We start from the raw sequence: 13069 nt of genomic DNA on the forward strand, positions 1-13069 counted from the left end.
TTACACTATGTCAGCACTACTTGTGATTGTATTCCTCGCACTTCTGACCAGTATTATGGTTTTACATATCCACAATGAACTCAATCTTTCCAAAAGGATTAATCGAGCCGGATATTTTGTGCAGGAATTAATGGATCAACATGGCATTAAGCATCTTGATCTGGAAAAGAAATTTGAAACTTCGACTCTTACCACACAGCTTCGTGTACTGGAGTATTATTTGCACTCACTCAATTCATCCTACAAGGATTTTGGAACCAAAAAAACGATCTTTCAAAGGATAATAACTATCGAGCAGACTTTGGCAAATTACGGATACCAAAGCGAATTCAGTGTTATATAATATCAGTAAGCGAAAAACATTTGTCAACTTTTACACCTTTTGGAGTTTGCACCAAACTGCAACACTCGTTTATTATATCGTGCTGAAAAAATAAGATATAATTATTCTCCACTGCCTCCTTCAGAAAAACCTCCTTCTCATGCAAAGATGCCTTTGGATTTAAATCGTAGCTGGCCAACCATTTTACAGGAACATTAGCCGTTGTAGGAATAAAATCTCCGGCAAACACAATGGTAAAGTTTTCATTTTTAATAATAGAAACCATCAGACCTGGGGTATGACCATTAACCAACCTCACTTCGAAATTAGGAAACAACTCTCCTTCTTTCTCTACAAACTTCAATTTTCCAGCCTCCTTTATTGGAACAATATTTTCCTGAAAATAGGCATCTGCTTCACGAATATTTGGATTTCTGAGATTGTCCCATTGTAATTTACTCACCCAATGTGTGGCATTCGGAAAAACCAGTTCGAAACCATCTCCCTTTTCATTATGCTTTACGGCACCACCACAATGATCGAAATGCAAATGAGTAAAAACCACATCTGTAATATCTGTTGGCTGAAAACCAATATTCGCAAGAGAAGACAATAAATCAGCCTCTCCATTCAAATGATGATGTTTAAAAAATTCAGCACTTTGCTTATCTCCGGTACCATTATCGATTAGTATTTTTCGCTCCCCATCAACAACAAGCATGCTTCTCATTGCACAATTGCACAAATTATCTTCATCGCTTGGGTATTTTCGACTCCAAAGAAGTTTTGGAACCACACTGAACATAGCACCTCCATCGCACTTAAAATTGCCTGTTTCTATATTATATATTTCCATTATTTTTAAGTAAATATGTTATCTTTAATCTTGAATTGCACTGTAAATACAGCTTTACAGACCTATTCATTCAATACAGATCAAAAATACAATTTTTAAAAGCGAATACCAATGAGAGTACATTTTATAGCAATTGGCGGCAGCGCCATGCACAATCTTGCAATAGCATTGCATTTAAAAGGTTTTACTGTTTCAGGTTCTGATGACGAAATTTTTAACCCCTCAAAATCACGTTTGGAAAAACACAATATACTGCCAAAAGAATGGGGCTGGTTTCCTGAAAAAATAAATACTGATCTCGACGCTATTATTCTTGGAATGCACGCCCGTATTGATAATCCGGAACTTTTAAAAGCTCAGGAATTAGGCTTAAAAATCTTCTCTTATCCGGAATACATTTACGAACAAACAAAAGACAAAACCAGAATTGTAATTGGTGGCAGCCATGGAAAAACAACTACAACATCAATGGTTATGCATGTTCTTAAAGAAAATGATATTGATTTTGATTATATGGTAGGTGCTCAAATTGAAGGCTTCGAAACCATGGTTAAGTTGACCAAAGAAGCTAAAATCGCAATCTTCGAAGGTGATGAGTATTTGTCTTCTCCAATTGACCGAAGACCAAAATTTCATCTGTACCATCCACATATCGCATTAATTACCGGCGTAGCCTGGGATCACATCAATGTTTTTCCAACTTTTGAAAACTATGTTGAGCAGTTCGAGATATTCACAAATCTTATTCAGCCCAATGGGAGTTTAATCTATTTTGAAGAGGACGAGCACATTCAAAAAATTCTCACTAAAAGAAGAGATGATGTAAACTACATTCCATACAATACACATCCATTCAGACTGGAAAACAACCAAACCATTTTAACTACAGATGATAACGAATTTGCTCTTGAAATATTTGGGGAGCATAATTTACAAAACCTTATGGGTGCTTATCATATCTGTAAAAGTATTGGAATAAAAGACCTTGATTTTTACCAATCGATTCAAAATTTTTCCGGAGCCGCCCGTCGCCTGCAAAAGTTGGCTGAAAGCGATAACTGCAGTGTGTTTCAGGATTTTGCTCATTCTCCTTCTAAATTAAAGGCAACAACCGAAGCTGTAAAAAAGCAATATCAGAATAGAAAATTGATTGCTTGTATGGAACTTCATACTTTCAGTAGCCTGAAGAAAGAATTTCTACCTCATTATAAAAATACAATGAGTATGGCTGATCAGGCTTTTGTGTATTTTGATCCGAAAACAATTGAACACAAAAAACTGGAACCAATAACCAGCAAACAGGTAGAAGAAGCGTTTGGAGGAACTAATCTTAAAGTATATATTAATTCAGATCAACTAATCTCAGATTTACTTTCAATAGATTTTAAGAATACAAATGTTTTATTGATGAGTTCGGGAAACTTTACAGGTGTAAACCTCCCTCATCTTGCCGAAAACATTATAGTAAATACATAATAAGCTAAAGTGCACTATTTCAAATCTCTTTATGTTGCCGAAAGATAAATTAATACTATTTTTACGGTATGATGAACCCCAAAGTCAGGACTGTTATGCTTTGTAAGCTTAAATATTTTTTTTTAATTCTTCTGATTTTCCCAACAACTGCTGTGTTGGGCGAAACTCAGGTTCAAATTCAGAAGGCCGAAGAGTTATTAAAAAGTACTGAAGGTGGTAAAAGAATTGGTTTACTTAAAGAACTATCGCGTTTATATATTGATATAGATCCTGACAAAAGTATCGACTACGCAAAAGAAGTTGTCATTCTCAACTCTGCAGATCCTGCTGAAAAATCAGCTTCATTATATGATCTGGGAAATTTATATCGTCGGATTAACAATTTTAGACTGGCGCTCGATTGCCACAAACAGGCTCTGGAAATCCGAAAAACGATTAATGACCTGAAAGGAACTGCCAGTTCGTTGAATAACATTGGAGAAATATATAAAATACTCTATAAATACGACGAAGCCCTGATTCATCTTAACCGGTCGCTTGAAATAAGGGAGAAAAATGGAACTCAAAAAGAAGTTGCTTACACTTTAAATAATATCGGAAGTGTTTTTTGGCTAAAAAAGGATTACGCCAACTCCTTAGAATTTTATCTTAAATCTCTGGAAATAAGATCTGATTTAGGCGACAAATCGGACATCTCATCCTCTCTCAACAATCTCGGGAATGTGTATAAGAATCTTAATAAACCAAACAAAGCACTCGATTATTACACCAAAGCTCTTGAAATTAGAGAAGAAATAGGCGACAAAACCCTTATTGCATTTTCGCTAAATGATATTGGAGGAATATATTGGAGATTAAGCAATTTCAATGAATCTTTGGCCAACTACAACAGATCTCTTGAAATAAGAAAAGAAATAGGAAATAAAATATTTATTGCCGCTACTCTCAAAAATATAGGAACGGTATACAAGGATCTAAATGAATTGGATTTTTCTTTAAAGAACTACAATGAAGCCTTAAAAATTTACGATGAGATTAATGATCAAAAGGAACAGGCAAATGTCTTTTCGTTAATTGGGAATCTATACGAAAGCTATAATAATTTCGACAAGAGTCTGGAATATCATAAAATATCACTTAGTCTTCACCGCAGAATAGGAAATAACAAAGGAATAGCATATTCCTCGAACAGCATTGGAGAAATATTAATGAAATATTACCAAAGCGAGGAAGCCAAAGACTATTTGCTTTCAGCATTTGATCATGCTAATCTGTGCAAAGACAGAAGCCTGCAAAAAATTGCATCGGAGAATTTGTTCGAGTATTTCTCGAACCAAGGAGATTATAAGAAAGCATTGGAATACTTCCGTGAATACTCGAGTACCCAATACGACAGTATTATAGATCAGATTGATAAAGATAAAATATCTGAATTTGAGGCTAATTATCAGATTTCGAAAAATAAAGATGAAATCAAGAGCTTAAAAGCTTACAATCGTCAGCAAACCATCGTAATCTATCTTTTTATAGCCTTAATAATACTTGCAGGAATAATAGGTTATGTCGCAAACAAGAACATCAAAATTAGAAAGGAAGCTACGCAAGCCTTAACAGAAAAGAATGATGAACTGGAAGAAATGAACTCCAGATTAAAAGAGACTGAAGTGACACTTAAAGATTTGAATCTTACTAAGGACAAAATATTCAATATTATTTCTAACGATTTACGAACCCCTTTTATTGATATGAAGCTTATGAGTTCAAAACTTCTTGATAGTTTTGATCAGGCTAAAATTGAAGAACAAAAGCATTTATCGAAAAATATCAGAGACTTGTCTTTCCAAACTTATGATCTTGTTGAAAATATTTTACTATGGTCAGCCTCTCAGTCCGGAAAAACAAAATTTTCACCTCGCCTTTTTAATGTGAAAGAACTTTTAGATTATAGTTTAACAAAGCTTTCAGAACAACTTGTTGAGAAAAATGTTAAGATTATTTTTAATTTAGACAGTACCTCCAAAGCATACGCAGACACAGCAGCTATCTGCGAAGTATTTAAAAATCTGCTCTCCAATGCAATAAAATTCTCCTATCGTGAAGGGAAAATTACGATTTCGGCCCGGGAAAAGAAATATTGGGTAGAATTGGATATTTCTGATGAAGGAGTGGGAATGAGTAAAACCAATCTTCACAAAATATTCCGTTTGGATAATAATTACCTTGCATTAGGAACTGCCCAGGAAAAAGGTGCTGGAATTGGCTTGTTGCTTTGTAAAGAATACGTTGAGAAAAATGGCGGAAAGATATGGGCAGATAGTGAAGAAGGAAAAGGAAGTAGTTTTTACATTACCATTCCTAAATCAGATAAATTAATGGGCTCCGTTCCTAAAATAGAAGATCAATAAGCGAAGTACAACTCCACCAATACAAACCTGTATTTCTTAAATCCCTAAGGTCTAATTTGTAATTTACCGACCGAACTTCAATTAATTAAATGTTGATTTATTTTTTAAGAACGAACAAAATGCAAAACGAGACCTCATGTGAAGCCTCGTTTATTTTAATCAGAATATCTGAACTATATTAGTATTTTTTAGCAACAAAATGGTAGTGACTACCAAATCTTTCGAAAGCTGCCTGATCCAATTCTTCTCTAAAATTAGGATGTGCAACAGAAATAATAGCTTTAGCTCTTTGTTGTAATGTTTTTCCAAACAAATTAACTGCTCCATGCTCAGTTACAAACCATCTCATGTTGTTACGGGTAGTTACAACACCAGATCCCTGAAGTAGAGTTGGAGTGATTTTTGAAACTCCTTTTCCAGTAACAGAAGGCATTGCAATAATTGGCACACCACCTTCTGAAGCAGAAGCACCACGTGTAAAGTCAATCTGTCCGCCAACACCAGAGTAGTGTCTTGTTCCAATTGAATCGGCACAAACCTGACCTGTAATATCAATAGATAATGCAGAATTAATTGCACATACTTTAGGATTTTGCTTGATGATACCAACACCATTAGTATAAGCAACATCCATCATTAAAACTCCGGGATTATCATCAACAAAATCGTAAAGCTCCTTTGTTCCCATTAAGAAACCAGCAACAATCTTACCCTTATCTAATTTCTTGTTCATTCCGTTAACAACACCGCTGTAAACCAAAGGAAGAAGACCATCAGCAAACATTTCAGTGTGCACACCAAGATTCTTGTGATTGCCTAATTGAGCTAAAACCGCATTTGGAATACCACCAATACCCATCTGAAGACAAGCTCCATCAGGAATTAAACCTGCAACATTTTTACCAATCTGAATATCCATATCACATAATGGTGCATTATGGTGCTCTATTAGTGGAGTATTATCCTCACAAAACACATCAAAATACCTCAAAGGCATCAAGGCATCACCGAATGCACGAGGCACATTAGGATTGATTACCGCAACAACAGTATCTGCTGTTTCAACAGCTGCTTTTGTAGCATCAACAGAGGTACCCAATGATACATATCCATGCTTATCCGGCACACTTACCTGAACCACGGCTACGTTCACTTTCAAAATCCCTTCACGAATCAACTGCTGCGTTTCGCTCAAAAACACAGGGATATAATCGGCATAACCTGCCTGTGTTTGCTTCCGTACGTTGGCACCAACAAACAATGACTCCAAATTAAAGATACCTTCAAATTCTGCGTCTGCATAAGGAGCCGGACCTTCTGTATGGAGGTGCTGTATTGCCACATCGTAAATTTCGCCATTACGACCCCTTTCACACATTGCATTTATAAACTTCTGCGGAGCCAAAGCTACGGAATGTAAATGTACTCTATCCCCAGATTTAATCACCTTCGCTGCTTCCTCAAAAGAAACTATTTTGATCTCTTTGTGCATCTTTTAATCGATTTTATGATGTTTTTTAATAATTCCTAAATCGCCGACTAAAGTAGTATATTTTTTGAGTCCAATTTCTGCTATTCAGCATTAATGCTACAAAACATATCTGCATTATCGGTTCATAACTAAGCTTTTGCGATTCAATTTCCAGAAATAATTGAGAATAAAATCAGTACCACTTAAATGGAATTTAAAAATGTATCTTGGAACAGGTGACAAATTCTTACAGGAGTAGTTAAAACGCAGAATCACATAAAAAAAGAAGCCGGAAATAAATTTCCGGCTGCAAAACCCAAACATCTAATAAAACTTAAATAACAAAAACTATCAAACTATTATTTTTGTAACCCTATTATTTCGCAAAGTATGCTACTTTAGCTCTTTATAACTTTCTGCCGAAATAAAAAATAACTGTTGTTTTATATTAGTACTACCAAATGTAGTGTACTTTTCATCATCTATCAAATCAATAATGCTTATAATCCGATAGATAATCTTTATATTTGAGCTTAAATCCAAATTCAATAAACATGATTACAATTACCCAGTTGGAATATATCGTTGCAGTTGATACATACCGTCATTTTGCCACTGCTGCTGATAAGTGCTTTATTACACAGCCTACGCTTAGTATGCAAATTAAAAAATTAGAAGAATTTCTGGACATTACTATATTTGACCGCAGCAAACAACCAATCATCCCAACTGATGTTGGTAAATCTATTATAGAGCAAGCCCGAATCATTTTAGGGGATACAAAAAAAATCAACGACATTATACATGATCATAAAAATACAATTGTAGGAAGTCTTAAAATAGGTATCATTCCAACCCTTGCTCCATTCCTCCTACCCATGTTTATTGGAGACTATATCCGAAATTACCCTGCTCTTAAAGTGGAAGTGGAAGAAATGGTATCTGAAGATATAATAATGAGTTTAAAAAAAGACAAAATAGATGTCGGCATATTTGTGACTCCAGCCAAGGAAGATAAAATAAATGAAAAGCCACTGTTTTACGAAGAGATGATGATTTATGCACACAAAGATCATGAGCTTCTTAAAAAATCAGTTATTGAGGTAAAAGATATTGCCACTCCGGAAATATGGATGCTTGGTGATGGTCACTGTTTTCGAAATCAGGTCATCAACCTTTGTGAAATGCACGATTTGCAGCATCAGGAATTGCCTTTCGAATTTGAGAGTAATTCTTTAGAAACTTTAATGAAAATTGTGGATAAAGAAGGTGGTTTTACATTGATTCCTGAATTAGCCACTCAATATTTACCCAAAGACAAGTTAAATCAAGTTAAGAGATTCACAAATCTACACCCTTTACGAGAAGTTAGTTTGGTGTATTCCCGTCATTATTCAAAGAATAAATTACTCGATCTTTTGGCCGTAAGTATCCAAAACATCATCCCTAAAGACCTTTTAAATAGTACAAGAGGAACAATTGTTGAATGGCGCTGATTACTCTTTATTCTAAGAAAGAAGCAGTTAGGAATTTTAGATAAAAAAAGTCTTGTTTTTTTTCAAATAAAGTATTGCCAATTCAAAGAATTATCTCTTTCTTTGCATCGCTAAAGAAAAAAATAGTGATCACGATTGCTCCTTTTAGTTCTTCAGCTTTTAAAAAGAAAAAACACAAAAATGTATTTGCAAAATTAAATTTTTGATTTACCTTTGCATCTCTTTAAAATAAATGGTCCGTTCGTCTAGGGGTTAGGACGCCAGGTTTTCATCCTGGTAACAGGGGTTCGATTCCCCTACGGACTACGAAAAGTTTGTAGCAAGTTATTTTTTAACTTACCTTTGCTACGCAAAAATAAAGATAATGGTCCGTTCGTCTAGGGGTTAGGACGCCAGGTTTTCATCCTGGTAACAGGGGTTCGATTCCCCTACGGACTACCAAGATAAATAAATTTAGATAACTTTAAGAGATGGCAAATCATCAATCTGCAATTAAAAGAATAAGACAGTCTGAAGCAAAACGAGTACACAACAAGTTTTACGCTAAGACTACTAGAAATGCTGTAAGAAAGTTACGTGCTACTACTGATAAAGAAGCTGCTAACGAATTATTACCAACGGTTACTGCAATGTTAGATAAACTTGCAAAAATCAATGTAATTCATAAAAACAAAGCGGCTAACTTAAAATCTAAATTAGCTTTACACGTTAACAAACTGTAGGTAAGAAATTACTACTCTATAATAGAGGGTTCTCACTGAGAACCCTTTTTGTCATGCAATAAATTTTCATTTGATTATTTCGCATATTTTCATAACTTTAATTAAGTTATAACATATCGCGAAATGGACGAATACAAGAAATTAAGCATTAAGGACTGGGCTATTGAAGATCGCCCCAGAGAAAAATTAATGTATAAAGGCGTTAAGAGTTTATCTTCTGCCGAGCTTCTGGCAATTATTATTGGAAGTGGTAACCGAAAGCAATCTGCGGTTGAATTATCCAAATCAATTCTATCTGATTGCGACAATGATCTTAATCTGCTCGCAAAAAAAAACATTCATGATTTAGTGAAAATCCCAGGTATTGGGGAAGCAAAAGCTATAAGTATCATCTCAGCTTTAGAATTAGGCCGAAGACAAAAAGCTTTTCCCTCCAAACAAAAACAAAAAATAACCTGCAGTCAGGATGCTTTTGAACTCATATCTCCCTATGTTGAAGATTTAGGCCATGAGGAGTTTTGGGTCATTTTTCTTAATCAAGCAAATAAAATAGTCGAAATTAAAAACGTTTCATCAGGAGGTATCACCGGAACTGTTTTTGATGTAAGATTAGTATTTAAAGATGCCCTGCTTTTAGGTGCAACCAACTTAATTCTTTGCCACAATCATCCGTCAGGCAATCTTCAACCTTCCAATGCAGACAAGGATGTAACCTCAAAAGCCAGTGAGGCAGGTAAACTAATGAATATTTCGGTATTGGATCATTTAATAATTGCAGACAATCAATTCTTTAGCTTTGCAGATGAAGGACTAATTTAGAATGAATTAGTCTTATCAATTTTTTAAGGAATTCCTTGTTTAATATTTTTGAAATATGGCTATATTTGCGCTCAGCTAAATTTTAAATAAATAATCATGGTGGTCAATACTTTAGGAGAAAAAAACTCTCTTTTTAATCAATTCATAGCTGAAATCAGAGATATAAATATTCAAAAAGATCCTCTTCGCTTTAGAAGAAATCTGGAAAGAGTGGGCGAGATTTTTGCGTACGAAATCAGTAAGGAATTGGATTTCACTGAAAGCTCAATACAAACTCCTCTTGGAGAATCACTTACAAGTCTTCCATCCTGCGAAGTTGTAGTAGCTTCCATTCTTAGGGCAGGCTTACCTTTACACACTGGTCTTTTAAATTACTTCGACAGATCGGAAAATGCCTTTATTTCTGCTTACAGAAAATATTCTGATGATGGCGAGTTCAAAATCAATTTTGAATACATTTCATCTCCATCGATAGATGGCAAAGTTGTTATTCTTGCCGATCCGATGCTGGCTACAGGTTCTTCAATGGAATTAGCGTATAAAGCAATGCTAACAAAAGGAACACCTAAACACGTTCACATTGTTGCGGTTATTGGTAGTGAAGAAGGTGTTGAGTTTATAAAAAGTAAACTTTCTAATGAAAATATCACTATTTGGATGGGTGCTGTTGATAAAGATTTAAATTCGAAATCATATATTGTTCCGGGATGCGGCGATGCAGGTGATCTTGCATTTGGTGCTAAACTGGGATAAATAAAATATTTATCAGAAGAGGGTTGTTTTTTGAAACAACCCTTTTTTTAGTGCTTGAATTTTTTCACTTCCATTTTATCCGGACAGACCGCGTGCAATTCTCTTATGCTTTTCATTTCGATCGGATGAATTAATTCGGGTGCAACATCGAGCATTGGAATCAGTGCAAATAATCGTTCCTGAACTCTGGGATGCGGAACAACCAAACGGTCGGTAGAAATAATCTGATCCCCGTAAAAAAGAATATCAATATCGATTGTTCTTTCACTGTACTGATCTTTCTTACGAACCCGTCCTAAATCTTTCTCAATTTGCTGGGTTACATCCAATATTTCTTTCGCCTCAAGCTCGGTTTCAATTACGACAACCTGATTTAAAAAGTTCAATTCATGTTCAAAACCCCATGGTTCAGTTTCGTAAATAGAAGAACAATCCACCAACTCCCCTATTTCCAACTTCATCTTCGAAATTGCTTCAGAAAGGATTCTTTCTCGGTCATCTAAGTTACCTCCCAATAAAAAATATACTCTCTCCATGTAAAATTCTCTTTTTATCGGTAAAAGAAACAAAGAAAACCCCGATATCAAAATGTATATCGAAAATAAGGCATTACACCAAGCCCATCTCAACTAAATTAAATATATTTGTTTGTGTCTAAATTTACCATAATTTACAATTATTAGTTATTAATTGATTATCAACAAAACATATATAGTATGAAGAGTTTTTTCAAATTTACTTTCGCCTCAATTCTTGGAGTTATAATAGGAGGTTTTATATTACTATTTCTCGGAATAATGATCATTGCTGCAATTGCATCAAGTAGTGATAAACCTGTCGACATAAAAGACAAAAGTATTCTGGAAATAAAATTAAATAAACAATTAGTAGATCGAGGTTCAGACAACCCAATGTCTAACTTCAATTTTTTCACCATGAGTGCTGATGCCAACATCGGACTAAACACCGTTCTTGAAAATATTGAGAAAGCCAAAACAGATGAAAAAATAAAAGGAATTTACCTTAATGTAACTGATATCCCTGCCAATTTTGGAGGCATGGCATCTATCGAAGAAATCAGAAATAAACTAAAGGAATTTAAAACAACAGGTAAGTTCATAGTTAGCTATAATAATTTTGGTCATTCCCAGAAAGCATATTATCTAACTTCTATTGCTGATAGTGTTTTCCTTAACCCTGAAGCTGGTTTATTTCTATTAGGTATGGGAGGTGAAAGAACCTTTTACAGGAAATTTCTTGAGAAAATCGGCGTTGAAGCTCAGGTAATTAGAGTTGGTAAATACAAATCGGCAACCGAACAATATTTCCGAGACGATATGAGTGATGAAAGTCGAGAACAAACCATGGCTTATGTTGGAGCTATGTGGAATCAACTTCTTGAAGGAATATCGGAAGAGAGAAATATTACTGTTAAAAAACTGAATCAACTGATTGATGAAGTAGCCGTTAGAAAAGCTGCCGATGCTGAAAAATATGGCTTAATCGACGGAGTTATCTACGAAGATGAAATGGAGGATAAGCTAAGAAAACTATCTGATATTAAAGAAAATAAAAAACTAAGATTGGTTAGCACTTCTGATTATGCAAATGCGCCAGATGCAAACTATAAATTTTCGAAAAATAAAATCGCTGTTATTTATGCCAGTGGTGCAATAGGTTTAAAACAAAACGAAAGCTCAATTGGACCCGGATTAGCTAAAACCATTCGTGAGGCTCGTCTTGATTCTACAATTAAAGCAATTGTATTAAGAGTTAACTCTCCGGGAGGATATGCAAATGTATCAGATTTTATATGGAGAGAAGTTAAACTAGCTTCGAATGCAAAACCTGTAATTGCATCAATGGGAAATGTTGCGGCTTCTGGTGGGTATTATATTGCATGTACTGCTGATACAATCGTTGCTGATAAAAATACGATTACCGGTTCGATTGGAATTTATGGTTTGTTCTTTTCGGGAGAAGAGCTAATAAAGGAGAAATTTGGCTTGACAACCGATTCTTACGGAACCAATGAACATGCTGCTTTTGGTGGCAGCTATCCATTGATGCTTCCTATTTCATCCAGAAAATTTACTCCAACAGAGAAAGAAATTGTTCAGAGTATCATTAATAACGGTTACGATACATTCGTAAGTAGAGTTGCTGAAGGACGTAACATGACTGTTGAACAGGTGCACGAAGTTGCTCAAGGCAGAGTTTGGAATGCAATGGATGCACAGAAAAATGGTTTGGTTGATGTTTTGGGAGGATTGGAAACAGCCATTCAAATAGCCAAAGAAAAAGCCGGAATCGAAGATTATCGAATCGTTTCTCTTCCAAAATTAAAAGATCCTTTCGAAGCAATCATAGAAGAATTAACTGGCAAGGCAAAAATCAAAATTCTTAAAAACGAATTGGGAAGCTTTTACAGTACCTATGAAAAAACACAAGACCTTATACAACTTGGTGGAATTCAAGCCCGTATTCCCTATGAAATTGACTGCACTAGGAAAAATTAACTGTAAACAATTAAGATCCTCATGAATAACATGAGGATCTTTTTTTTCTCATGAATCGATATATTTCAGTAAAACACCATTTAATTATTAATTCAATTACTGATTCCTTATCTTAAGGATCTAGCAGAAATGATTTTTATTGGCTGGAGCAAGAAAATTATTATCATTTGAATTATTTCAGTAATTTTAGCAAAATAATCTACTAACCAAAAAACATGTCTGGGAAAGGT

At 34.8% G+C, this 13069-nt stretch carries 11 protein-coding genes and 2 tRNA genes; 10 read left to right on the plus strand and 3 right to left on the minus strand.

The genetic code is table 11. The annotated features are described in order from the left end of the window. The first annotated feature begins 7 nt into the window (after positions 1 to 7). Positions 8 to 343: a hypothetical protein gene (locus ACY0M5_RS01375; RefSeq protein WP_124993522.1), complete on the plus strand. Its 336-nt coding sequence runs from the start codon at positions 8 to 10 to the stop codon at positions 341 to 343. On the opposite strand, the gene ACY0M5_RS01380 is transcribed toward ACY0M5_RS01375, so the two are convergent. Continuing rightward, a complete protein-coding gene (locus ACY0M5_RS01380) occupies positions 336 to 1178 on the minus strand; it encodes an MBL fold metallo-hydrolase (protein WP_124993523.1) in 843 nt (280 codons plus the stop codon). The two genes, ACY0M5_RS01375 and ACY0M5_RS01380, sit on opposite strands and share 8 nt — an antisense overlap. A 111-nt stretch (positions 1179 to 1289) precedes the next feature. On the opposite strand from ACY0M5_RS01380, the gene ACY0M5_RS01385 reads away from it, so the two are divergent. After that, positions 1290 to 2654 (plus strand): UDP-N-acetylmuramate--L-alanine ligase, encoded by a 1365-nt coding sequence (locus ACY0M5_RS01385; protein WP_461630570.1) that lies wholly within the window; start codon positions 1290 to 1292, stop codon positions 2652 to 2654. 68 nt (positions 2655 to 2722) lie between these two features. After that, the gene (locus ACY0M5_RS01390) at positions 2723 to 5059 is read left to right on the plus strand and encodes a tetratricopeptide repeat protein (protein WP_461630571.1); all 2337 of its coding nucleotides are present in this window, start codon (positions 2723 to 2725) and stop codon (positions 5057 to 5059) included. A gap of 178 nt (positions 5060 to 5237) precedes the next feature. Here ACY0M5_RS01390 and ACY0M5_RS01395 read toward each other — a convergent pair whose 3' ends face one another. Continuing rightward, positions 5238 to 6551, minus strand: coding sequence for an acetyl-CoA hydrolase/transferase family protein (locus ACY0M5_RS01395; protein WP_124993526.1), 1314 nt, complete (start codon positions 6549 to 6551; stop codon positions 5238 to 5240). A gap of 533 nt (positions 6552 to 7084) precedes the next feature. On the opposite strand from ACY0M5_RS01395, the gene ACY0M5_RS01400 reads away from it, so the two are divergent. The 6 genes from ACY0M5_RS01400 (at position 7085) to upp (ending at position 10320) form a co-directional block, all read left to right on the plus strand. Beyond that, positions 7085 to 8026 carry a hydrogen peroxide-inducible genes activator gene (locus tag ACY0M5_RS01400; RefSeq protein WP_461630572.1) on the plus strand — a complete coding sequence of 314 codons (942 nt, stop codon included), beginning with the start codon at positions 7085 to 7087 and terminating at the stop codon, positions 8024 to 8026. A gap of 234 nt (positions 8027 to 8260) precedes the next feature. Beyond that, positions 8261 to 8332, plus strand: a tRNA-Glu gene (locus ACY0M5_RS01405). A gap of 60 nt (positions 8333 to 8392) precedes the next feature. Further along, a tRNA-Glu gene (locus ACY0M5_RS01410) sits at positions 8393 to 8467 on the plus strand. A gap of 29 nt (positions 8468 to 8496) precedes the next feature. Then, entirely contained in the window at positions 8497 to 8748 is a 252-nt protein-coding gene (gene rpsT, locus ACY0M5_RS01415; protein WP_101309993.1) for a 30S ribosomal protein S20, read from the plus strand. Between the two features lie 123 nt (positions 8749 to 8871). Then, positions 8872 to 9567 carry a RadC family protein gene (radC, locus tag ACY0M5_RS01420; protein WP_124993528.1) on the plus strand — a complete coding sequence of 232 codons (696 nt, stop codon included), beginning with the start codon at positions 8872 to 8874 and terminating at the stop codon, positions 9565 to 9567. A gap of 96 nt (positions 9568 to 9663) precedes the next feature. Continuing rightward, complete coding sequence (gene upp / locus ACY0M5_RS01425; RefSeq protein WP_124993529.1) at positions 9664 to 10320, plus strand: uracil phosphoribosyltransferase; 657 nt, start codon at positions 9664 to 9666, stop codon at positions 10318 to 10320. A gap of 47 nt (positions 10321 to 10367) precedes the next feature. On the opposite strand, the gene folK is transcribed toward upp, so the two are convergent. Continuing rightward, positions 10368 to 10856, minus strand: a complete 489-nt coding sequence (gene folK, locus ACY0M5_RS01430; protein ID WP_124993530.1) for a 2-amino-4-hydroxy-6-hydroxymethyldihydropteridine diphosphokinase — start codon at positions 10854 to 10856, stop codon at positions 10368 to 10370. 180 nt (positions 10857 to 11036) lie between these two features. Between folK and sppA the strand changes: the two genes are divergently transcribed. Continuing rightward, positions 11037 to 12839 carry a signal peptide peptidase SppA gene (gene sppA / locus ACY0M5_RS01435; protein WP_461630573.1) on the plus strand — a complete coding sequence of 601 codons (1803 nt, stop codon included), beginning with the start codon at positions 11037 to 11039 and terminating at the stop codon, positions 12837 to 12839. Positions 12840 to 13069 lie beyond the last annotated feature (230 nt).

The sequence above is a fragment of the Labilibaculum euxinicum genome, assembly GCF_963678175.1.
Lineage (GTDB): Bacteria > Bacteroidota > Bacteroidia > Bacteroidales > Marinifilaceae > Labilibaculum > Labilibaculum euxinus.